The sequence below is a fragment of the Acidovorax sp. 100 genome (genome assembly GCF_003688355.1).
GTDB classification, from domain to species: Bacteria; Pseudomonadota; Gammaproteobacteria; order Burkholderiales; family Burkholderiaceae_C; genus Acidovorax; species Acidovorax delafieldii.
In genome coordinates, this window is the sequence record NZ_REFD01000001.1 from 2,152,857 (window position 1) to 2,174,448 (window position 21,592).

Genomic DNA, 21,592 nt, shown 5'->3' on the forward strand with positions numbered 1-21,592 from the left:
CCGGCGCGCGCAGTTCACAATCGCGCCATGAAAAAACAGGTGTTGGTCGCCGGTGGCGGCATTGGCGGCTTGGCTGCTGCGTTGGGCGCGTCCCGGGCCGGGTGGGAGGTGCGGCTGTACGAGCGCGCTGCCGCGTTCAGCGAAGTGGGTGCGGGCGTGCAGATCGGGCCCAACGTCGTGCGCCGCTTGCAGGCCTGGGGTCTGCAGCAGCCGCTGCAGGCGGTGGCTGCCTTCCCCAGCCGGTTGCAGGTGCGCAACGCCGTTAGCGGCCAAGAGCTGGCCGTGTTGCCCCTGGGTCCCACGGCGGTGGAGCGCTATGGCGCGGCCTACGCCACCATTCACCGAGCGGACCTGCATGGCCTGTTGCTGTCCGCCGTGACCAAGTACACCGACACGCAATGGCATCTGGAGCATGCGATCGACAGCTTTGCCGATGCCGACGGCGTGGTCACCGTGCGCACCAGCCGGGGCAAGCAGGTTGAGGGCGATGCCCTGATTGGTGCCGATGGCCTGTGGAGCCGCACGCGCACCCAGCTTCTGGGCGCGGTACCGCCACGCGTGACGGGGCACCTGGCCTACCGCGCGCTGGTGCCGCAGCATGCGCTGCCCGACGCCTTGCGCACGGCGCAGGTCACCGCCTGGCTGGGCCCACGCCTGCACGCGGTGCAGTACCCCGTGCGTCGGGGCGAACTGCAAAACCTGGTGGTCATTGTGCAAGGGCCCGCACCGCAAGACCTGGAGAGCTGGGACCACGCCGCCAATGCCGCAGGCCTGGAGCACGCACTGCAAGGCACCTGCACCGCGCTGCAGGACGTGGTGCGCAGCGTGAGTGCCGCAGGTGGGGCGGGCTGGCGCCTGTGGCCCTTGTGTGACCGCCCGCCGGTGCGCAGCGCCGACGAGATGGCACAAGGCCTGGTGGGCCTGCTGGGCGATGCCGCGCACCCCATGCGGCCGTACCTGGCCCAGGGCGCGGGCATGGCGATTGAAGACGCGGCCGAGTTGCAGCGTGCTTTGGCCATGCACGACCTCGATGTGCCGCTGCGTCTGCGCCGCTATGCGCTCAACCGCTGGCAGCGCAACGCGCGGGTGCAGGCCCGGTCGACGCGCAATGGCCGCATCTTCCACGCCACGGGGCCGGTGCGCTGGGGGCGCGACCTGTCGCTGCGCCTGCTGGGCGAGCGCCTGCTGGATGTGCCCTGGTTGTACCGGGGCGACGGCTCCAGCGCCAGTTCGTTGTGACGGTTGGCGTGCGGGAGGCGCACTGCGGATAAGCCGTTGGCGCATGGCCCATGCATGCGGTATCAACCGGACATTCCAGTTGTCAGGACATTCCCTATCCGGTGCAACCCGCGAGCGCGTTTTGCAGGGTGAACTTTGCGCAGTGTGCCACGCTCTATCCCTGTGTGTGCAATGCCACAAAAAGGCCGGCCACACGCCCGCGAATTTGCTGTTCAAGCGCAGGTCGTGGTGCTACAAAGAGCCAAGCCGGTAGCGATTGCCAATGCAACACCGTGGTACCACCTGAGCCCGCCAGGGGTGCCGCTACAGGAGGTCGTATGGATGCCATCAGCAACTTCGCCGCGCGCTATGCCCGTAGCCGCGAAGAGGAAATGTCGATCGACGAGTACCTCGCCGAGTGCAAGCGTGACCCCATGGCCTATGCCACATCGGCCCAGCGCATGCTGGCAGCGATTGGCGAGCCCGAGATGGTGGACACGCGCAACGACCCGCGCCTGTCGCGGCTCTTTGCCAACAAGGTCATCAAGCGTTACCCCGCATTCACCGAGTTCTATGGCATGGAGGAGTCCATCGAGCAGGTGGTGAGCTTCTTCCGCCATGCCGCGCAGGGGCTGGAGGAGCGCAAGCAGATCCTCTACCTGCTGGGCCCTGTGGGCGGTGGCAAAAGCTCCATTGCAGAGCGCCTCAAGGCGCTGATGCAGAAGGTGCCGTTCTATGCGCTCAAGGGCTCGCCGGTCAACGAATCACCGCTGGGGCTGTTCGACGCCGCAGAAGACGGCCCGGTGCTGGAGGAGCAGTTCGGCATTCCGCGCCGCTACCTGCAGCGTGTGCTGTCGCCGTGGGCGGTGAAGCGGCTGGAAGAGTACGGCGGCGACATCCGCCAGTTCCGTGTGGTCAAGCGCTACCCCAGCGTGCTCAAGCAGGTGGGCATTGCCAAGACCGAGCCGGGCGACGAGAACAACCAGGACATCTCCAGCCTGGTGGGCAAGGTGGACATCCGCAAGCTCGAAACCTTTGCGCAGGACGACACCGACGCCTACAGCTACAGCGGCGGCTTGTGTCTGGCCAACCAGGGGCTGCTCGAATTCGTGGAAATGTTCAAGGCGCCCATCAAGGTGCTGCACCCGTTGCTCACGGCCACGCAGGAGGGCAACTACAAGGGCACCGAAGGTTTTGGGGCGATTCCGTTTGACGGCGTGGTGCTGGCCCACAGCAACGAAAGCGAGTGGAAGGCGTTTCGCAACAACAAGAACAACGAGGCGTTTCTCGACCGCATCTACATCGTCAAGGTGCCGTACTGCCTGCGCGTGAGCGAGGAGATCCGCATCTACGAAAAGCTCATCCGCGAATCGTCGCTGGGCAACGCCGTGTGTGCGCCCGGTACGCTCAAGATGATGGCCCAGTTCGCGATCCTCACGCGGTTGAAGGAGCCCGAGAACTCCAGCATCTTCAGCAAGATGCAGGTGTACGACGGCGAGAGCCTCAAGGACACCGACCCGCGCGCCAAGAGCTACCAGGAGTACCGCGACTACGCGGGCGTGGACGAGGGCATGACGGGCATCTCCACCCGCTTTGCGTTCAAGATTTTGTCCAAGGTGTTCAACTTCGACAGCGCCGAGGTGGCCGCCAACCCGGTGCACCTGATGTATGTGCTGGAGCAGCAGATCGAGCGCGAGCAGTTCGCCACCGATCTGGAGACCAAGTACACCGGCTACATCAAGGAGTTCCTGTCGCCGCGCTATGCCGAGTTCATTGGCAAGGAGATCCAGACGGCCTACCTGGAAAGCTACAGCGAGTACGGCCAGAACATCTTTGACCGCTACGTCACCTACGCCGACTACTGGATCCAGGACAACGAGTACCGCGACACCGACACCGGCGAGGTGTTCGACCGCAGTGCGCTCAACGCCGAGCTGGAGAAGATCGAGAAGCCCGCAGGCATCGCCAACCCCAAGGACTTCCGTAACGAGATCGTCAACTTTGTGCTGCGGGCGCGCGCCAACAACCAGGGCAAGAACCCGAGCTGGACCAGCTACGAAAAACTGCGGCTGGTGATCGAGAAGAAGATGTTCTCCAACACCGAAGAGCTGCTGCCGGTGATCAGCTTCAACGCCAAGGCCAGCGCCGAAGAGGCCCGCAAGCACGAGGACTTCGTCACCCGCATGGTGAACAAGGGCTACACGCCCAAGCAGGTGCGGCTGCTGTGCGAGTGGTACCTGCGCGTGCGCAAGAGTAGCTAGGGTCGGTGCCTGGGCCACAGGCCCTGCATGGGGAACGGGAGCAACGGATGGCATTGCAAATCATCGACCGCAGGCTCGCTGGCAAGAACAAGTCGGTGGGCAACCGCGAGCGATTTGTTCGCCGCTACAAGGAACAGATCGCGGATGCGGTGCGCCGCGCCGTCTCGCAACGCGGCATCCGCGACATGGAGCAGGCCGAGAGCATCACCATCCCGCGCAAGGACATCAGCGAGCCCGTATTCCACCATGGCCAGGGCGGCATCCGCGACACAGTGCACCCCGGCAATGCAGAGCATGTGCGTGGCGACCGCATCGAGCGGCCCCAGGGCGGGGCGGGCGGGCGCGGCTCGCAGGCCAGCGACAGCGGCGAGGGCGAAGACGACTTCACCTTCACGCTGACCAAGGAAGAGTTCATGCAGCTCTTTTTCGAAGACCTCGCACTGCCGCACCTGCTGCGCACCCACATTGGCGAGAACCCTCAGTGGAAGTCGCGCCGCGCAGGCTACAGCCAGGACGGCATCCCCAACAACCTGGCCGTGCTGCGCACCATGCGCGGCGCTTTGGGCCGGCGCATTGCACTGGGCAAGTCGGCGCACCGCGAGCTGCTGGCGCTGCAGGCCGAACTGGACGCCCTGCTGGCGCAGGACGACGGCACCAGCGAGGCGGTGGCTGAGTTGCAGCGCCGCATCGATGCGCTCGCGGCGCGCATTGGCAAGATTCCCTACCTCGACCCCATCGACCTGCGCTTTCGTGCGCGCACGCCGGTGCCCGTGCCCAGCAGCCAGGCGGTGATGTTCTGCGTGATGGATGTGTCGGGTTCCATGGACGAGACGCGCAAGGACCTGGCCAAGCGGTTCTTCATCCTGCTGTACCTGTTCCTCACGCGGCACTACGAGACCATCGACATCGTGTTCATCCGCCACCACACTCAGGCGGCCGAGGTGAGCGAGGAGCAGTTCTTCCATTCCACCGAAAGCGGCGGCACGGTGGTGAGCAGCGCGCTGGTGCTGCTGGACCAGATCATCCGTGCGCGCTACCCGCAGGGCGACTGGAACAGTTACGTGGCCCAGGCCAGCGATGGTGACAACTTCACCAACGACAGCGGCGTCTGCCGCAACCTGCTGGTGGACAAGATCCTGCCGCTGGTGCGCTACTTTGCCTATGTGCAGGTGGCCGAGGAAGAACAGAACCTGTGGGACGAGTACAGCCAGCTCGCGCCGCTGTATTCCCACTTTGCGATGCGCAAGGTCTCCGCACCCGGTGACATCTACCCGGTGTTCCGCGATCTCTTCAAGAAAGAGGGGGTGGCCGCATGAACAACGTTGTGCAGTACCCCGTGCTGGAGCGCCGCCTCAGCGACAACCCCTGGAAGGCCGCTGCCGTGGGCGAGCGCCGCCACCGTGCCGTGCCCGGCCAGCCCCTGCCTGCAGGCGCGCGGCCGGCCGAGCCGTTGCCCGACCCGAGCGACTGGACGTTCGAGCTGATCGAGCGCTACCACGCGGCCATTGCCGCCACGGCCGAGCGCTTTGGTCTTGACACCTACCCCAACCAGCTGGAGATCATCACCGCCGAACAGATGATGGACGCCTACTCCAGCGTGGGCATGCCGGTGAACTACCGGCACTGGAGCTACGGCAAGGAGTTTCTGGCCACCGAACGGCGCTACCGGCGCGGGCACATGGGCCTGGCGTACGAGATCGTCATCAACTCCAACCCCTGCATCAGCTACCTGATGGAGGAGAACACCACCGCCATGCAGGCGCTGGTGATTGCGCATGCCGCCTATGGCCACAACAGCTTCTTCAAGGGCAACTACCTGTTTCGCATGTGGACCGATGCGTCCAGCATCATCGACTACCTGGTGTATGCCAAGGACTATGTGGCCCAGTGTGAGGAGCGCTACGGCACGGGCGAAGTGGAGCGCCTGATCGACTCCTGCCATGCTCTGGCCAACTTTGGCGTGGACCGCTACCGCCGCCCCTCCAAGAAGAACCTGGCGCGCGAGCGGCTTGAACGCGCGCAGCGCGAGGCCTACGCCCAGCAGCAGGTGAACGAGCTGTGGCGCACCCTGCCCACGCGCCCCGGCAAGGAAGGTGCGGCGCAAGAGGCAGACCGCTTCCCCAGGGAGCCGCAAGAGAACATCCTGTACTTCATCGAAAAAAACGCGCCCCTGCTGGAGCCCTGGCAGCGCGAGATCGTGCGCATCGTGCGCAAGATCGCCCAATATTTTTACCCCCAGCGCCAGACCCAGGTCATGAACGAAGGCTGGGCCACGTTCTGGCACTACACGCTGCTCAACACGCTGTACGACGAGGGGTATCTGAGTGATGGCGTGATGATCGAATGGCTGGGCTCGCACACCAACGTGGTCTACCAGCCACCCGTGGGGCACCGTGCCTATAGCGGCATCAACCCCTACGCGCTGGGGTTTGCCATGTACCGCGACATTCAGCGCATCTGCCAGCACCCCACCGAGGAGGACCGGCACTGGTTCCCCGACATCGCAGGCAGCCCCTGGCTACCTGCGCTCGACCATGCCATGCGCAACTTCAAGGACGAGAGCTTCATCGGCCAGTACCTCAGCCCGCACCTGATGCGCGAGATGCGCCTGTTTGCGCTGCATGACGACGCTGGCGAGCGCGATCTGGTGGTCAGCGAGATCCACGACGAAAACGGCTACCGCAGCCTGCGCCAGATGCTGTCGCAGCAGTACGACCTGGGCACGCGCGAGCCCAACATCCAGGTGTGGAACGTGAACCTGCGCGGCGACCGCAGCCTGACCCTGCGCCACACCCAGTACCAGGGCCGCCCGCTGGCCGACGACACGCAGGAGGTGCTCAAGCACGTGGCGCGGCTGTGGGGCTTTGGGGTGCAGATCGAGAGTGCGGACGCCGATGGCAACCACCCGGTGCTGCTGCACCAGGTGCCCGCCTCAGCCACCTGACCGGGCTGCGCTGGCACCTGCGCGGCGGTTGAAGAAAGATTGCTCTGTTTTTGATAGCTGCCAGCGCATGATGTACTAGCGCTACCGCCCGATTTGGCTCAAAAAGCGGGCGAAGAGGCCTTGGCCCGTGGCGCCCGGGCCTGCAGCGGGCAGTCGGTGGCCACACGCTCGGCCAACGTCTGGCGCAGGGCCTGCAGTGCGGCAATGCGGTCATCAATCTCCTGCAGCTTGGCGGCCAGCACTTGCGCCAATGTGGGGCCGGGCTCGGCGGCGTCCCAGATGGCGGGCAGCCGGTCGCCGATCTCCGCCAGGGTAAAGCCCAGCTGCTGCGCAGTGCGGATGTACTGCACCAGCGTCACCACCTCGGGCGGGTAGTCCCGGTAACCGTTGTCCAGGCGCCGCGCGCGAATCAGGCCCTGCTGTTCATAAAAGCGCAGCGCCTCGCGGCTCAGGCCCGAGGCCGTGGCCAGTTCACCGATCAGCATGATCCCGTTCCCCTCACAAAGTGCTTGACCCTGAAGCGTACTTCAAGGTGGAAGCTCGGGGCCTCATTGATCCATTCACAGAGGTTTCCTGTCATGCACATCCCCGCTTTCGCTTCCGGCCGTTATCTGCGCATCGTGCGCGCCAGCGGCTGGTACGACCTGCTCGTCACCTGGCCGTTTGCCTTGCCCTGGACCTTTGCCTGGCTCTACACCCAGCTGAACCTGCTGGCCCAGGCGCTCGCATTGCCTGGCACCTTGCACCCCTTGGACACCACGCACATGCTGCTGGCCAACCTGCTGGGCTCGGTGGTGGTGGTGTGGTCAGTGGCGCGCATCGTGGCGCCCACGGTGCTGCTGGGGCGGCTGGATGGCGTGGCGCGGTTTCTGTTTGCGGCCTGGCAGATCTACGCGGTGGCACACGGCGCCAATGCCATCGTGCTGGGTTTCACCGCCTTCGAGTTGTTGTTTGGCGTGCTGCAATGGTGGCGTGTAGCAGGTGCCCGCGCGGCGCTGTGCCCGCCTGACCCCGCACGGGTGAATGAGCTGGTCAATGGGCGGGCGCGGGCAGCAGCCTGAAGGCCAGTGCACCCACCACCAGCATGGCCGCAATGGTCAGCATCACCGCCACGTACGGGTCTGCACCCTGTGCGGCGGCGATGGAGGCCGCCGCGCCCGTCACCCACTGCATCAGCGCCACGCCCAGGAACAGCGCCATGGTGAACACCGCCATGGCCCGCCCCGTGACCGCAGGGGCGTAGGCCGAGCGCACATCCGAATACTGCAGCACCATGTAGCCGGACAGCAGGCCCACGGCCACGGAGCCGCCCACGTCCAGCCATTCAGCATGCAGAAAGCCCATGGCCGCAAACAAGGCCGCCAGCAGGGCGGTAAAGCCCAGCAGCCAGCGCCTGCGCCGTGTGGGGCCAGGGTCCAGCCGACCAAAAAGGGCTGGACTGAACAGTGACACCAGCGACGACAGCATGGCCACATTGCCGCTGGCCACCAGCGAATAGCCGTGCCGCTCGATCAGCAGCGGCCCCAGCCACAGCCCGCGCAGCGTGAGGAACGAGGCGTACGTCATCAGCGCCAGCAGCATGATGCCGGCGGTGTGCGGCAGCAGGAACAGCGCGCCGAAGCCGCGCACCGCCTGCAGCATCGATTCGCGCGGAGCGGCCTCGTCGATGGGTCGTGCGGGTTCATGCACCTTCCAGAAGATCAGCAGCCAGGCCAGCGCCGCCAGGCCCGCCAGCACGCCAAACCCCATGCGCCAGGACGACTGCTGCACCAGCCAGGCCAGTGGCGTGCCGGTGAACAGCATGCCCAGTCCGCCCACCCCCATGGCCACTCCGGACACCATGGCAAACCGTGACGCGGGAAAGTAGCGTGCGATGAACACCGTACACACCAAAAATGCGGGTGCGCAGCCCACACCGATCAGCACCTGCCCCAGCAGCACCGCGCCATAGCCCGGCGCCAGTGCCGACAGCACCGCGCCCGCAATGGTCAGCGGAAACGCCACCAGCAGCGTGCGCCGCACGCCATACAGGTCGATGCCAATGCCCATGAACAGCTGCATGGTGCCAAAGGCAAACGCAAACGCCCCGGCAAACACCCCCAACGCCTGCGCCGACAGACCGAACTCGGCCCGCAAGCCCGTCGCCATGATGGCCGTGATGGTGCGAAACGCTTGGCTCAGTGCAAAGCCCGCCACCAGCGCCAGCAGCATGGCCCAGGCAGTGCGGGGGGCGAGGAGAGGGGGGGCTGGCAAGGGGGTGGGCACGGGGGCAAGTCTCCAGAGCGGATGCCCGTGGCGGTCGAGAGGGGTTCTCTGCCGGCGACTGGGCCCCGCGAGGTTATCCGCTGAGCACGGGCGCTGCTGTCACCCATGGACGGCGGGGAGCCGGCCCGGTGGGCGGAGCTGCCGTACAGGCAGGCTCCTAGGGTATGTCCCAGTCCCTCCCATCCATAACCGACCAAACGCGTCGGATGCTGCGGATTTTGGGGTGTGGGTGCTTGTAATCGGATGTTTCTACCGCGGATTGGACTCCTCGGTGCTTCCAATCCTGCCCCGTCTGCAGGTGGCTGGGGCCGTCATGAGGGCGCCACAGGGCGCGGGCAGACTTTAGAGGAGGCTCTCGATGTGGGGATCACCCCAATGACGGTGCCGGGGGCCTGGGGCACTCTTGTGTCCATGCGCTGCACCGGGTGTTGGTCACGGCTCTGGAATCGCAGGTTTCGGTCTCTCGCAATCAGGATGGTGCAGGCAGTGGTGAGTGGCAAGGTTTGTGCTTGGGTGATCACCACGGGGCTTTGAATGGGTCCTGGTGGCCGGTGGCCACAAGCCGTTGGATGGAAGTTGTCGGGCGCCGTCAGGCGGCGCCGCGATGTCAGGAGTGACCGATGAAGACGATGGTTTTGCTGGGTTCGGGTGCGTTGGCTACCCTCTTGTTGTCGGGCTGCGCAAGCCAGCCCCCCGCGATGCAGGCGTTCAGCGCACCGACCGATGGCAGCAGCATGCAATACGCCTGCGGCAACGGTGAAAAAGTGGAGATGCAGTTCTACCCCGAGCAAGGCCGCAGCGTGATGCGCCGCAGCGGCTGGACGGTGGAGCTGCCCAAGCAGGCTGCCGACAGCGGCTACGCCTACAGCAACGGCCCCACCACGGTGCTGGGCAAGGGCAATGAGCTGACGATCCAGATTGGACACCTGGCACCGATCTGGTGCCGCAGCAACCGCGGCATGATGGTGGCGGGCGTCCAGTAACCTCACCCCTCTTTGTCACCGGCCTGTTCGGGGCTGGTTCGGGTTTCTGGTTTTTTCAGGGCCTGTGCAGCCTGTCTGCACAGGCCCTGTGTCGTTTCAGCGCGCCTCGGGCGTGCAGGACCCGGGGGCGGCTGCTGCAGAAGCAGGGCGCTGCTCCAGCGTGCGGGGGGCGACCAGCAGGTTGCCCTGTGCGTCCCGCACGGTAACGACCACCTCGCGGCTGCTGTCGGCGCGGGTGTCGCTGAACTGCAGTTGCATCTCGGCGGCCACAGTGCGGGTTTGGGCTTCACCCCCGTTGGGAAATTCCGTGGTTTCCAGGGTGCCCTTCAAGAGTGCCAGGCCCTGTGCATTGATCTCCCACGGGCCGGTGAACACAAAGCGCTGGCAGGTGATGTTGAGTTCCACCCGCTCGTTTTCCAACAGCAGATCCGTACCACCGCAATGCAGAGCGCAGGGGGCGCCCACCGTGAAGCCCGCGCCCGAAAAATAAACCGCTCCGTTGATCGGGCCGGTGCCCGTGCCACCGGTGCCGGGACCGCAGGCGGCCAGCACCAGCAGGGTGGTGACAGCCACCAGCCGTCGGGCCGTGAGCAGGGCCATCCGGCCCACCCGGGCCCAGAGTTCAGGAAGGACGTTCATCTTGGTCTGCGGCATAGAAGTAGCTGCCAAAGCGGGCGCGCCGGTTGCGCTCGCCGGGCGGGGTGTTTTGCTGGTCGTGGTCGTAGCGGGCCTGGGCCTCGGTCATCACGGTCTTGAAGGCTTGGCGCCAGGCCTTGGCGGCCACGACGTGCAGGCGGTGGGCTGATTCTTCGCTGAGCTGGTCCACAAACACGGCCTGCTCCAGGTAGTTGTGCTCGCCCTCCAGGTTGAGACTGGCCGCCGCCAAATGGTCGTGCAGGTTGTCCTGCATCAGCTGTGCCATCTCGGCAAAGCCCTGGCGCGGCACAAAGCCGGCGGCCAGCAGGCGGATGAGTCCATCCTCACCTTCCTCGGCGATGCCCAGGCGGACCAGTTCGTCGAGCACCGCGCGGGGCCGCACATCGCTGCTGATGCTGGCCACCAGGCCATCGAAGTGCGGAGGCTCGCCGCTGCGGGGCAGGGGGCGGGGCTGGCCCTCGTCGTCCAGGCAATCCGTCTGGCTCAGCCAGCGCGCGGCCACCTGGCTGGCCATGTTCAACGGGGTTTCGCCCGCTTCTTCCTCAGCAGCGGGCTCGGCCAGACGGCCGAGGTTGCGCACATCGCGCCGGTGCACGCCCGACATCAGGCTCACCGCGCTGTCGGTCGTCTTCTTGCCTGTGCGCTGCAGCTCGTCGTGCGCAGCGTCCAGAAACACTTTCTTCATGGCCGCGGCAAACGCGGGGTAGGCCACGCCATTGCGCAGCAGCAGGCGCGCCAGAGGGCGCAGCACGTGCAGGGCAGAGGCCAGAACGATGGCGGAGCGGGAGGGCATGAAAGAAGGCCGAGGCGCGGCGGGTGTCAGGGTCAGGCTGTGATTGTCATCTGGTTGACGGTTTGAAATTATGTGGGATATTATCCCACTTATCTGCGATGGGGTGTGGGCCGAAGCCGACGCCGCGCCGTGGGTATACGCATTCACAGGGAGAACAATCACATGAAGAACCGAGGGTTGATGAACACATTGGCGGGCATATCCCATGCGTCGCCCGCATGGCTGGCCGTGGCCACCGCTGCATTCGTGGCGGGCTGCGGTGGCGGGGAGGGCGGCAATCCGCAGACCCCCAACGAGGCGCGGCTGCAGGTGGCGCGCTCCGGCGATCTGGTGGCCTACTTCAAGGCCAAGATTGCGCAGCGGGTGGCGCTGGGCTATCCGGGTACGGCCATCACCGTGCCCACCGTGGGGGGCTTGAGCAGCGCGGGCAGCGTGGTCACCCACACCGGCGCGCCACTGGCGGGTACTGTGGTGGAGGAAGACGGCCTCATCAAGGCCGAGGGCAACATGGTGTACGGCCTGCACCGCGCCTATGCCACCGACACTGGCCGCGAGCCGCCGCGCCTGGCCGCCATGGCCCGCGCGGCCGACGGCAGCCTGACCAGCGTGGGCAGCGCCACGCTGGACGCCAAGTACATCCCCCAGGGCTTTTATGTGGCGGGCGGTGGTACGCGCGCTGCCGTGCTGTCGCAGCAAGACCCGTATGCCGACCGCCAGCCCGTGGTGGCTGCGGCCGACGCCAGCATCACCGTGTTGCCGGAGTACAGTCGCACGCTGTCGCTGGACCTGTTTGCCATCCACAAGGACATGGCGCCCGCGCAGCTCAAGCAGATGCGCATCGATGGCCTGCTGGTCGGCAGCCGCCTGATTGGCAACATGCTGTACCTGGTCACCACCTGGTCGCCCGACCTTACGCGCTTCACCGTGCCGGCAGGGGCCACGGCATCGGCGGTGGACGCGGCACTTAAGGACCTCAACACCGCCGCGCTGATCCCCACCCTGCGCGTGGATGGCGGCCAGCCGCAGCCGCTGGTCAACGAGGCAGACTGCCTGGTGCAGACGGGCAATGCCTCGCTGTCGCTGCAGCTCACGTCCATCACGGCCATCGACCTCACCTCGTCCAGTCTGGCGCGCACCAGCCGCTGCTTTGCGGGCGGCAGCGAAGCGGTGCACCTGGGCGCGCGCAGCGTGTATGTCGCCAGCTCGCGGCAGTACCGCTATGGCGGTGACGTTGCCAACGCTGTGTTCCCCGCCGACAGCCGCACCGACATCCACAAGTTCAGCTTCCGGGGCGCGCAGGTGGACTACGACGCATCGGGCAGCGTGGACGGCCACCTGGGCTGGGACCTGCGCCGCCTGCCATCGCGCCTGAACGAATACCAGAACGATCTGCGCGTGCTGACCTTCACCGGCAAGACGGGCCAGAGCGGCATGCCGCCGGTGACCATCCAGGCCCAGCAGGCCTCCCCCGCGCTGCTGACCGTGCTGCGCGACAGCGGTCGGGACAGCTATCTGGGCCCGCAGGCCAAGCTGCCCATTCGGCTGCGCACGGCGCGGGGCGACCAGCAGATCGACAACCTGTTCTTTGCAGGCGCCCGGGCCTATGCCACACCCTTTACCAACACCGAACCCGTGTGGGTGCTGGACCTTGCCAACCCTGCGAACCCTACGGTGGCAGGCGAGCTGGCTGCGGGCGGCTATGCCGACCACCTGGTTCCGCTTCCGAACGGACTGCTGCTGGGCGTGGGCAAGGACAGCGCCCTGGGCGGCGTTGCCGATGGCATCCAGCTCGCGGTGTTCGATGTGCGCAATGCAGCGCAGGGCAAGCGGCTGGCCGCGCAGACGGCGGGCGGCCGGGGCAGTATCACCACGCTCGACAGCACCCGCCCCGTGCTCAACCTGCAGGCGGTGGAGGGCAAGGTGCGCATAGCGTTCCCTGCACGCGTTTACCAAGCGCCCACGGGCGTAGGCACGCCACCACCCGTGCGGGGCTACCAGGGCGCCCTGCGGCTGGAGGTGAACACCACCACCGGCGCGCTGGCCCAGCGCTCCATGGTGGTGTCTACCGCCATCTTGAACGGCGATACGCCCGGGCTGTACAGCCGCTTTGACATTGCCAACGAGCGCAGCCTGCAGGTGGACAACGTGGCCTACCAGCTCTCGGGCGGGCAGGTGTTCACCAGGGCCGGGGACTGAAACGCCGCCGATTGCGAATCAGGGAGAGAACTATAAAAACGATAGCCGCTTGCGCCTTTCTGTAGGGCCCAAGCGGCAGTTCAAAGGCCTGTTCACCGGGGTGGTGAACAGGCCTATTTTTTTGCGTGGCTTTGTCCTTACAGGTCGGTGCGCAGCTTCCAGATCTCGGGGAACAGCACCACATCCAGCATCTTGCGCAGGTAGCTCACCCCGCCCGTGCCGCCCGTGCCGCGCTTGAAACCGATCACGCGCTCCACCGTGGTCACGTGGCGGAAGCGCCAGAGGCGGAAAGCATCCTCGATGTCAGTGAGCTTTTCGCCGAGCTGGTACAGGTCCCAGTACTTCTGCGGGTCGCGGTACACCGCCAGCCAAGCCTCTTTGACCGCTTCGCTTTCCATGTACGGCTGCGTCCAGTCGCGCTCCAGGTGGCTTGCCGGAATGTGCAGGCCTTCCTTGGCCAGCAATTGCAGCGACACGTCGTACAGCGAGGGCGTTTCGTACGCCGACCGCACTTGAGCCAGCAGGTCGGGGCGGTGCTCATGCGGCTTGAGCATCGCGGCGTTCTTGTTGCCTAGCGAGAACTCGATGGCGCGGTACTGGTAGCTCTGAAAGCCGCTGGAGCTGGCCAGGTACGGACGCATGGCCGTGTACTCGGGCGGCGTCATGGTCGCCAGCACGCTCCATGCGCTCACCAACTGCTCCATGATGCGGCTCACGCGTGCCAGCATCTTGAAGGCCTCGGCGCGGGTGCCCGTATCGGGGTTGGCAATGCGGTCGATGGTCGCGCGCAGCTCGTGCAGCATGAGCTTCATCCACAGCTCGCTGGTCTGGTGCTGCACGATGAACAGCATCTCGTCGTGCGCGGGCGACAGCGGCTTTTGTGCGGTGAGGATGGCGTCGAGCTGCAGGTAGTCGCCATAGCTCATGGATTGGCTGAAGTCGAGCTGGGCGCGCTCTTCGTGCACGATGGATTCGGGCAGGGCGGCAGACGCCGGGTTGTTGCCGTCGGCAGGGGTTTGCGAGAAAGGGCACATGGTGGTTTGCCTTTCCGATCAGGTGACGGCGTGCGTCTGGTTGAACTCGGCCTTCTGCCACTCGCCGCTCTCCAGCACCTGGCGCAGGTGCTCCACAGCGTTCCACACGTCTTCAAAGCCCAGGTACAGCGGCGTAAAGCCAAACCGCAGGATGTCCTTGTGGCGGCCCGTGCCGCCATCGCCCTTGCGGAAGTCGCCAATCACGCCGCGCGCAATCAGCGCCTGCACGATGGCGTAGGCCCCGCTGCCCTGGCCGTTCACGCCCGCGCCTTCATCGCGCGTCAGGCACACCTGCGAGCCGCGCTGGGCATGCTCACGCGGCGTGGCCAGACCCAGGCCGTGGCCTGCGCAACGCTCTTCCACCAGCTGGATGAACAGATCAGTGAGCGCCAGCGACTTGGCGCGCAGCGCGGCCATGCCGCCCAGGCTTTGTGCGGCGGTGAACACATCCAGCCCGCACTGCAGGGCCGACAAACTGATGATGGGCTGCGTGCCACACAGGTAGCGCGTGATGCCCGGGGCGGGTTGGTAGTCGGGTGTGAAGGCAAACGGTGCAGCGTGGCCCCACCAGCCGGACAGCGGTTGCCAGAAGCGGCTGGCATGGCGCGGGTGCACCCACACAAACGCCGGGGCGCCAGGGCCACCGTTCAAATACTTGTAGCCGCAGCCAATCGAGAAATCCGCGCCTGCGCCGTTCAGATCGACCGGCACTGCGCCCGCGCTGTGCGCCAGGTCCCACACGCACAAGATGCCCTGGGCGTGCGCGGCGGCGGTGACGGCGGCCATGTCGTGCATGGCGCCAGTGCGGTAGTTCACGTGCGTGAGCATCAGCACAGCCAGGTCGCTGGTCAGTGCTCCGGTGATCTCTTCGGGCTCCACCAGCACCAGCTCCAGGCCGCGCTCCTTGCACAGGCCTTCGGCAATGTAGAGGTCGGTGGGGAAGTTGCTGCGCTCGCTCACGATGCGCTTGCGCGCGGAGCCGTCTTCCCGCGCGATGTTGAGCGCCGCGCTCAGCACCTTGTACAGGTTGATGGAGGTGCTGTCGGTGCACACCACTTCATCTTTGCCCGCGCCGATCAGTGGGGCGAGCTGGTTGCCCAGGCGCTGGGGCAGGTCAAACCAGCTGGCGGTGTTCCACGATTTGATGAGGTCGGTGCCCCATTCGCGGGTGACCACATCGGCCACGCGCGCGGCGGCGGCCTTGGGGGCCACGCCCAGCGAATTGCCGTCGAGGTAGATCACGCCCGGTGGCAGGGCAAAGTGGTCGCGCAGGGCGCGCAGCGGGTCTTGGGCGTCGCGGGTGCGGCAGTCTTGAAGGGTGATGGGCATGGGCGTTGGGAGAGGTGATTGCTATGTTATTGATAGCTTTTGGCGCATGTTGTACTAGCGCTTCCAGCCAAAAATGCTTGAAATTCTGTGTATCGCGCTAGTCCAGCGCCCGCAGCACGGCCCGCACGGGGGATGCATCGGCCGTGGTCAGCTTCAGCGGCAGGGCGATGAGTTCGTAGTCGCCCTCGGGCACAGCGTCGAGCACCAGGTTTTCGAGCACACGCAGGCCCCGGCGGCGGATGACCTGGTGGCTGTCCAGCGTCTTGCTGTCGGCCGGGTCGATGCTGGCGGTGTCGATACCCACCAGCAGCACGCCCAGGTCGGCCAGGCGCTCGATGGTGTCGGGCGCGTAGGCGGCCAGCTGGCCGTCCCAGCGGTCCACCGGCATGTGTTCGTAGGTGCGCACCAGCACGCGCTGCGGCAGGGTGCCGTTCACCGCGTGGGCAATGTGCTCCCAGGTGATCAGCGGCCCGCAGCCGATGGCGTGGATCACGCGGCAGGGGCCCAGAAACGCGTCGAGCGACACGTCACCGATGGTGGCGCCCTGCGCATCGTAGTGCAGCGGCGCATCGGCATGCGCGCCCACATGGGGCGACATCGTGATCGCACTCACATTGACCGGGCAGCCGGGGCCGATGGTGGCGCACCACTGCTGGCTGTAGGCCGTGTCGCCGGGGAACACGGGGCTGCCCGCATGCACGGGCGGCGAGATGTCCCAAAGCTGGCGGGCGGTGGGGGAGGAAGGCGTTGACATGGGACAAAGTTTGCATGTCCCGAAAAACCCGTGGTGTCGGTTATTTCCAACACCGTGTCGATTTTTTGTTGAAACCTAAACTATTTTGATGCGGCAGTAGCCTGGCTGCTGGACGGGCGCCAGCTTCACAGAACCAGGCCTTCCGCCAGTGGTGCCAGCGGCGCCAGCCCGTGCCGCGCACGCGCCTTGTGGCAGGCGTAGTCGCCCGCCGAGAACTCGCGGCAGGGCGCGGGGCGCAGTTCGTAAATGCTGCACGCCACCTGCTGGCCCACCTGGCCGGTCAGCGCGGCGCAGCGGATGGGCACCTGCTCTGTGCCCCGCATGCGGCAGGTGCTGCCGTTCACATCCAGTGCCAGATCGTCGGGCACCGTGCCGCCCATGGCCTGCATCTCGTACACGGCAAAGTCCACGCGAAAGCTGGCGCAGCAGGCGCCGCAACTGAGGCACGGGTGGGCGGAATCGGCGGTGGTCATGGTGGTCGCGTCGTCGGACATGCAGTGCGTGCGTTCGGCCTGCGGCGGGGGGCGTCAGGCGCTGGGGGGGAGGGGAATGCTAACGAAAAAGCCCACGCCTTTGCCATTCACACCCAAGCCAATCTGCACCTGCCCGCCCATGCGCAGCACCGCCTGCCGCACGATGGCCAGGCCCAGGCCCGAGCCGCTGGCGGCATGGCCCGCGCCCCGGTAAAAGCGCTCGAACACCCGCTGGTGCTCGCTGGCCGGGATGCCCGGCCCGTCGTCCTGCACCGACAGTTGCAGTGCCGCGCCCTCGCGCCGCAGCGCCACCGCCACGTTGCCGCCGTGGGGCGTGTAGCGCAGTGCGTTGTCGATGAGGTTGTGGGCGATGGATTCGAACGCGGGTTGGTCGAGGCGGGCGGGCAAGGTGTCGGGCGCGTCCAGCGACAGCTCGATCTGCCGCGCGATGGCCTGCGGCGCAGCCTGTGCCAGCGCGCCACGCAGCCATTGCGCCACGTCCAGGTCGCGTGGTGCGGGGCGCTGCGCGTCGTCCAGCGCGGCCAGGTCCAGCAGTTGCTGCGCCAGGTGCGAGGTGCGGGCGATGGCCTGTTCCAGATGGGCCTGGGCCTGCGTGCGTTCCTCTTCGCTGGGCGAGCGGGCCATCACATGGGCCTGGGCGGTGATGACGGCCAGCGGCGTGCGGATCTCGTGCGCCGCGTCTTGCACAAAGGCGCGCTCGCGGTCCACCTTTTGCCGCAGCTGGGCGAAGAGGTGGTCCAGCGATTGCTCCAGCGGCTTCAGTTCGCGATGACGGGCGTTGAAGCCCACCGATTGCAGGTCGTCCTGCCCGCGCTGCGCAATGCGGCTGGCCAGTTGCTGCAGCGGCCGCAGGCCATGGCGTACCGACAGCCACACCGCCAGCAGCACAAAGGGTGACGCCAGCAACAGGTAGGGCAGCAGCGCGCGGCCGTTGTACTGCAGAAAGTTGGAGTCGGTGCGCTTGGTCTCGAACACCCGCAGCACCCAGCGCGCATTGCGGCCGGTGTAGATGCGGAATGACCGGCCTTGCAGAGCGGCTTCTTCAATAAAAGGCTCAGCGCGTGGTGTGGCGGGCGGCACGGCCACGTTCTGCAGCCCCGGCGATGCAAACATGCGCTGGCCCGATGCCGCATCCAGCAGCTCGTGCATCTGCACCCCGGGCAGCAGCCCGATCTGGCGGCGGCGGATGTTGGTCCAGTGGTCGGTGGCCGCCACGGCCGTGGCAGCGTGCGCGGGGTCGGTCACGGAGACCAGCGAGTCCAGCACCGCGTCACCGTACTTCAGCAGGCCGGGGTCGCGGGTGATGGTGTGTTTGTAGTTGACGAAATTGTAGCCCAGCAGCACCGCCCACACCACCACAAACGCCACCAGCACCGAGGCCACGCTGCGACGCATCAGCGTGGGCTCGGCCAGCCAGGTCCATGTGCTGCGCAACGCGTGCTTCATCGTCGTGGTCATGCCTGCAGCAGATAGCCCACGCCCCGCACCGTACGGATCAGCTCCGCCCCGATCTTGCGGCGCAGGTTGGACACATGCACTTCAATGGCGGCAAAGTCCACGGGCTCGCCCAGCGGGTCGAGCCGCTGCGACAGCACGCTTTTGGACACCACCACGCCGGGCTCGCGCGCCAGTTCCAGGAGCAGCTGGAACTCGCGGGGCGACACATCCAGCACTGCACCCTTGCGTTGCACCGCATGGCGGCGCGGCTCGATCACCAGCTCGCCCAGCACCCAGCGCTCGCTGGCCTGGCGCGCACTGCGGCGCAGTACGGCGCGGATGCGGGACATCAGCTCGGCCGTGGCAAAGGGCTTGATCACAAAGTCGTCCGCCCCACCGTCCAGGCCCGCCAGCCGGTCCTCCACGGCCGAGCGGGCCGTGATCACGATGATGGGCACCTGCCCGCCCTGGCCTGCCTGGTTGCGCCAGCGCGCTAGCAGATCGAAGCCGCTGCCGTCGGGCAACGTCAGGTCCAGCAGCACGCAGTCGATGGTGGTGGCATCCACCGTGGCCGGGGCATCCACCGCGCGGCGCAGCCACTCGCTGGTCAGGCCCTCCACCTTCAGCGCGGACTGCAGCGCCCGGCCCAGGTCCAGATCGTCTTCGATAAGCAGGATGTGCATGGGGCGATTGTGGCGGGAGTGGTGGCCGTTGCGCAGTGCCGCAGCCGCCACCTTTGGCTGGCCTTAAGGCGGGACTTTGCACAATGGGCGCATTCAATGGCTCAACACATGGGGGGGGAACGATGGCATTGACAACCAAACAGGCGATGGTGCGGCGATGGTGGTGCAGCGCAGCGCTTGCTGCTGCACTGGCCTTGGTGGGCTGTGCCTCCGGGCCTACGCACCCTTCGCTGGCTGGGGCGCAATTGCCCGACCTGGTGCCCGTGCGCGACTTTGTGGCCAGCCGGCAGTCCACCGGGGGGTATCGCGTGTCGCCGGATGGAAAGCGCATCGCCTGGTTTGGCACCGACGGGGTGGTGCCCGCAATCTGGGTGCAGTCCATCGATGGGGGCGACGCCAAGGCGTTCCGCATCCGTGCGCGCGCCATCCGTTTCAGTGCCGACAGCCGCTGGCTCGGCATCACGGCCGACCCTACGGGCGATGAAAACACCCGCATCTATGTGGGCCCGGTCGAGGGCCCCGGGACCGACTTGCGTGAGCTGATGCCTGCACCGCGTTCGGTGGCGCATTTTGCAGAGGCGGTGGATGCTTCGTCCGACTTCATCGTCACCTCCAACCAGCGCGACAAAAAGGTGTTTGACCTGTACCGCGTGGACCCTGCGGGCGGGCCGCCGGTGCTGATGGCCACCAACCCCGGCAACGTGGGCTGGTGGGGCGTGGACACCACGGGCCAGCTGCGCGCCCGGGCACAGATCAAGGGCGACCAGGTGCTGCTGGAGCGACCTGGCGCCGAGCCGGGCAGCTGGGTGACGGTGGCAGAGCGCAGCCGGTGGGACACGCTGAACATCTTTGGCCTGCACGATGAGGGGCGTAAGGCCTGGGCCTTGTCGAACCTGGGGCGCGACAAGCTGGCGCTGGTGCGGCTGGACCTGACCACGGGCTCCGAGGAAGAGCGGTTTGCCTCGCCCGACGTGGACCTGGACAGCGTGACGCTGAGCCGCCGCACCCGCGAGCCGCTGCTGGTGCACTTCATGCCGGGATACCCGGCGCGCAAGGTGTTCGACCCCGCGCTGGATGCCCGGCTGTCCGCGCTGGCCGGAGACAAGCCCGCAGAGGTGCTGGTGACCAGCCTGGACCAGACGGACAAGGTGCTCACGGTGGCGGTGGCCACCGACCGTGGCACCCGCAACTACCTGCTGCGCGATGGGCACGAACCCCGCTTTCTGGGCGAGAACCGGCTGAGCCTGATTGCCAAGGACCTGGCCCCCACCGCGCCCATCACCTACACCGCGCGCGATGGTCTCACCATTCACGGCTACCTCACGCTGCCCGTAGGCGCAGCGCCGCAGCGGCTGCCCACCGTGCTGCTGGTGCATGGCGGCCCCTGGGCGCGTGACCGCTGGGGCGATGGCGCCACCAGCCGCGCCATGCAGCAGTTTCTGGCCAACCGGGGCTATGCGGTGCTGCAGGTCAACTACCGGGGCTCCAGCGGCTATGGCCGCAACCACATGGAAAAGGCCCGTGGCGAGTTCGCAGGCCGCATGCACGACGACCTGGTGGACGGCGTGCGCTGGGCGGTGGAGCGCGGCGTGGCCGACCCGCAGCGCGTGGCAATCTATGGCGCCAGCTACGGCGGCTATTCGGCCCTGGTGGGCGCCACCTTCACGCCCGAAGTCTTTGCTTGCGCCGTGGATGTGGTGGGCGTGACGGACATCGCACGCCTGCTGGAAGCTGCTCCGCCCTATTGGGAGCTGGGCCTGCCGTGGTGGCACCGCTATGTGGGCAACCCGGCCGCGCCGGAAGACCGTGCGCGCATGGACGCGAAGTCGCCCCTGTACCGGGCTGAGCACGCGCAAAAACCCATCCTCATCATGCACGGCGTGAACGACCCGCGCGTGAAGCTGGAGCAGTCCGAATGGATGGTGGCGGCCCTGCGCAAGGCGGGCAAGCCGGTGGATTACGTCACCTTCACCGGGGATGGCCATGGCAACCAGCGCTGGCCCAACAACCTCACCATGTACCGCAAGACCGAGGACTTCCTCGCCCAATGCCTGGGTGGGCGGACCAGCGGTTTTGATTACTACCAGCTGGGTGCATGGGCGTTCTGATGACGCAGGCCTTCGCTTCGTTGCTTGCGCGCAAGGGGCTGCGCAGCGGTAGGCTGGTCATTGCACTGGTTCTGGCCGCAGGGTGTGCTGTGGCGGGTGCCCAGCCGGTCGCTCCGGCGGGCGCGGCCTCCGTGGACGTGAAGGCTGCAGCGCCTGCGGCGCCGCCGGTCTACACCCGGGCGCGGGTGGTGTCTGTGGAGGCGGATGCGGGCGGCAACACCACGCATGTGCGGCTGAAGCTGCTGCCCCGCGCCAAGCTGCCGTTCACCACACAGACCTTCCGGGTGGTCAACCCCGCCCTGATGCACGGCATTCCGCAGGGGGCCTGGGTGCAGTTCACTGCCCGGCACATCGACGGCGAAAACACGCTCACATCCATCCGGGCTACTGCGGAGTGCAAGCGGTTTGAGCGATGTGACTGACCACCCGGGCAGGG

Annotated in this window: 19 protein-coding genes; 9 read left to right on the forward strand and 10 right to left on the reverse strand. The window is 66.6% G+C overall.

Annotation, left to right across the window (positions count from 1 at the left end):
- Positions 1–27 precede the first annotated feature (27 nt).
- The 4 genes from C8C96_RS09975 (at position 28) to C8C96_RS09990 (ending at position 6,423) form a co-directional block, all read left to right on the forward strand.
- Positions 28–1,239 carry an FAD-dependent monooxygenase gene (locus tag C8C96_RS09975; RefSeq protein WP_121942212.1) on the forward strand — a complete coding sequence of 404 codons (1,212 nt, stop codon included), beginning with the start codon at positions 28–30 and terminating at the stop codon, positions 1,237–1,239.
- Positions 1,240–1,556: 317 nt separating this feature from the next.
- Positions 1,557–3,479: a PrkA family serine protein kinase gene (locus C8C96_RS09980; RefSeq protein WP_015015409.1), complete on the forward strand. Its 1,923-nt coding sequence runs from the start codon at positions 1,557–1,559 to the stop codon at positions 3,477–3,479.
- A gap of 47 nt (positions 3,480–3,526) precedes the next feature.
- Entirely contained in the window at positions 3,527–4,795 is a 1,269-nt protein-coding gene (locus C8C96_RS09985) for a YeaH/YhbH family protein (protein WP_121942213.1), read from the forward strand.
- Positions 4,792–6,423 carry a SpoVR family protein gene (locus tag C8C96_RS09990; protein ID WP_121942214.1) on the forward strand — a complete coding sequence of 544 codons (1,632 nt, stop codon included), beginning with the start codon at positions 4,792–4,794 and terminating at the stop codon, positions 6,421–6,423. The genes C8C96_RS09985 and C8C96_RS09990 overlap by 4 nt, the downstream gene beginning before the upstream one ends.
- Positions 6,424–6,521: 98 nt before the next feature.
- On the opposite strand, the gene C8C96_RS09995 is transcribed toward C8C96_RS09990, so the two are convergent.
- Complete coding sequence (locus C8C96_RS09995; RefSeq protein WP_121942215.1) at positions 6,522–6,908, reverse strand: MerR family transcriptional regulator; 387 nt, start codon at positions 6,906–6,908, stop codon at positions 6,522–6,524.
- 93 nt (positions 6,909–7,001) lie between these two features.
- Here C8C96_RS09995 and C8C96_RS10000 point away from each other — a divergent pair, with 93 nt between their 5' ends.
- Positions 7,002–7,484, forward strand: coding sequence for a hypothetical protein (locus tag C8C96_RS10000; RefSeq protein ID WP_121942216.1), 483 nt, complete (start codon positions 7,002–7,004; stop codon positions 7,482–7,484).
- Here the strand turns inward: C8C96_RS10000 and C8C96_RS10005 are convergent.
- Entirely contained in the window at positions 7,456–8,634 is a 1,179-nt protein-coding gene (locus C8C96_RS10005; protein WP_121942217.1) for a nitrate/nitrite transporter, read from the reverse strand. The genes C8C96_RS10000 and C8C96_RS10005 overlap by 29 nt on opposite strands.
- A 674-nt stretch (positions 8,635–9,308) precedes the next feature.
- Here C8C96_RS10005 and C8C96_RS10010 point away from each other — a divergent pair.
- Positions 9,309–9,671: an MliC family protein gene (locus C8C96_RS10010; protein WP_056066623.1), complete on the forward strand. Its 363-nt coding sequence runs from the start codon at positions 9,309–9,311 to the stop codon at positions 9,669–9,671.
- 96 nt (positions 9,672–9,767) lie between these two features.
- On the opposite strand, the gene C8C96_RS10015 is transcribed toward C8C96_RS10010, so the two are convergent.
- Both C8C96_RS10015 and C8C96_RS10020 read right to left on the reverse strand, forming a co-directional pair.
- Positions 9,768–10,310 carry a hypothetical protein gene (locus C8C96_RS10015; protein ID WP_147455660.1) on the reverse strand — a complete coding sequence of 181 codons (543 nt, stop codon included), beginning with the start codon at positions 10,308–10,310 and terminating at the stop codon, positions 9,768–9,770.
- Entirely contained in the window at positions 10,294–11,121 is an 828-nt protein-coding gene (locus C8C96_RS10020) for a DUF6502 family protein (protein WP_056066629.1), read from the reverse strand. The genes C8C96_RS10015 and C8C96_RS10020 overlap by 17 nt, the downstream gene beginning before the upstream one ends.
- A 180-nt stretch (positions 11,122–11,301) precedes the next feature.
- On the opposite strand from C8C96_RS10020, the gene C8C96_RS10025 reads away from it, so the two are divergent.
- The gene (locus C8C96_RS10025; RefSeq protein WP_158605751.1) at positions 11,302–13,317 is read left to right on the forward strand and encodes a beta-propeller domain-containing protein; all 2,016 of its coding nucleotides are present in this window, start codon (positions 11,302–11,304) and stop codon (positions 13,315–13,317) included.
- Between the two features lie 137 nt (positions 13,318–13,454).
- Here the strand turns inward: C8C96_RS10025 and kynA are convergent, their stop codons facing one another.
- The 6 genes from kynA to C8C96_RS10055 all read right to left on the reverse strand — a co-directional run bounded on the left by kynA (position 13,455) and on the right by C8C96_RS10055 (position 19,048).
- Entirely contained in the window at positions 13,455–14,351 is an 897-nt protein-coding gene (kynA, locus tag C8C96_RS10030) for a tryptophan 2,3-dioxygenase (RefSeq protein WP_121942220.1), read from the reverse strand.
- A gap of 18 nt (positions 14,352–14,369) precedes the next feature.
- The gene (kynU, locus tag C8C96_RS10035; RefSeq protein ID WP_121942221.1) at positions 14,370–15,680 is read right to left on the reverse strand and encodes a kynureninase; all 1,311 of its coding nucleotides are present in this window, start codon (positions 15,678–15,680) and stop codon (positions 14,370–14,372) included.
- Positions 15,681–15,777: 97 nt separating this feature from the next.
- A complete protein-coding gene (gene kynB / locus C8C96_RS10040; RefSeq protein WP_121942222.1) occupies positions 15,778–16,434 on the reverse strand; it encodes an arylformamidase in 657 nt (218 codons plus the stop codon).
- Positions 16,435–16,559: 125 nt separating this feature from the next.
- Positions 16,560–16,907, reverse strand: a complete 348-nt coding sequence (locus C8C96_RS10045) for a YkgJ family cysteine cluster protein (protein ID WP_121943956.1) — start codon at positions 16,905–16,907, stop codon at positions 16,560–16,562.
- Positions 16,908–16,961: 54 nt separating this feature from the next.
- A complete protein-coding gene (locus C8C96_RS10050) occupies positions 16,962–18,386 on the reverse strand; it encodes a HAMP domain-containing sensor histidine kinase (protein ID WP_233584206.1) in 1,425 nt (474 codons plus the stop codon).
- Entirely contained in the window at positions 18,383–19,048 is a 666-nt protein-coding gene (locus C8C96_RS10055) for a response regulator transcription factor (protein ID WP_121943957.1), read from the reverse strand. Before C8C96_RS10055 ends, C8C96_RS10050 begins: the two co-directional genes overlap by 4 nt.
- 122 nt (positions 19,049–19,170) lie before the next feature.
- Between C8C96_RS10055 and C8C96_RS10060 the strand changes: the two genes are divergently transcribed.
- On the forward strand, positions 19,171–21,156 hold the full coding sequence (locus C8C96_RS10060; protein WP_158605752.1) for a S9 family peptidase: 1,986 nt from the start codon (positions 19,171–19,173) through the stop codon (positions 21,154–21,156).
- Positions 21,144–21,578: a copper-binding protein gene (locus C8C96_RS10065; RefSeq protein WP_233584207.1), complete on the forward strand. Its 435-nt coding sequence runs from the start codon at positions 21,144–21,146 to the stop codon at positions 21,576–21,578. The genes C8C96_RS10060 and C8C96_RS10065 overlap by 13 nt, the downstream gene beginning before the upstream one ends.
- Positions 21,579–21,592 lie beyond the last annotated feature (14 nt).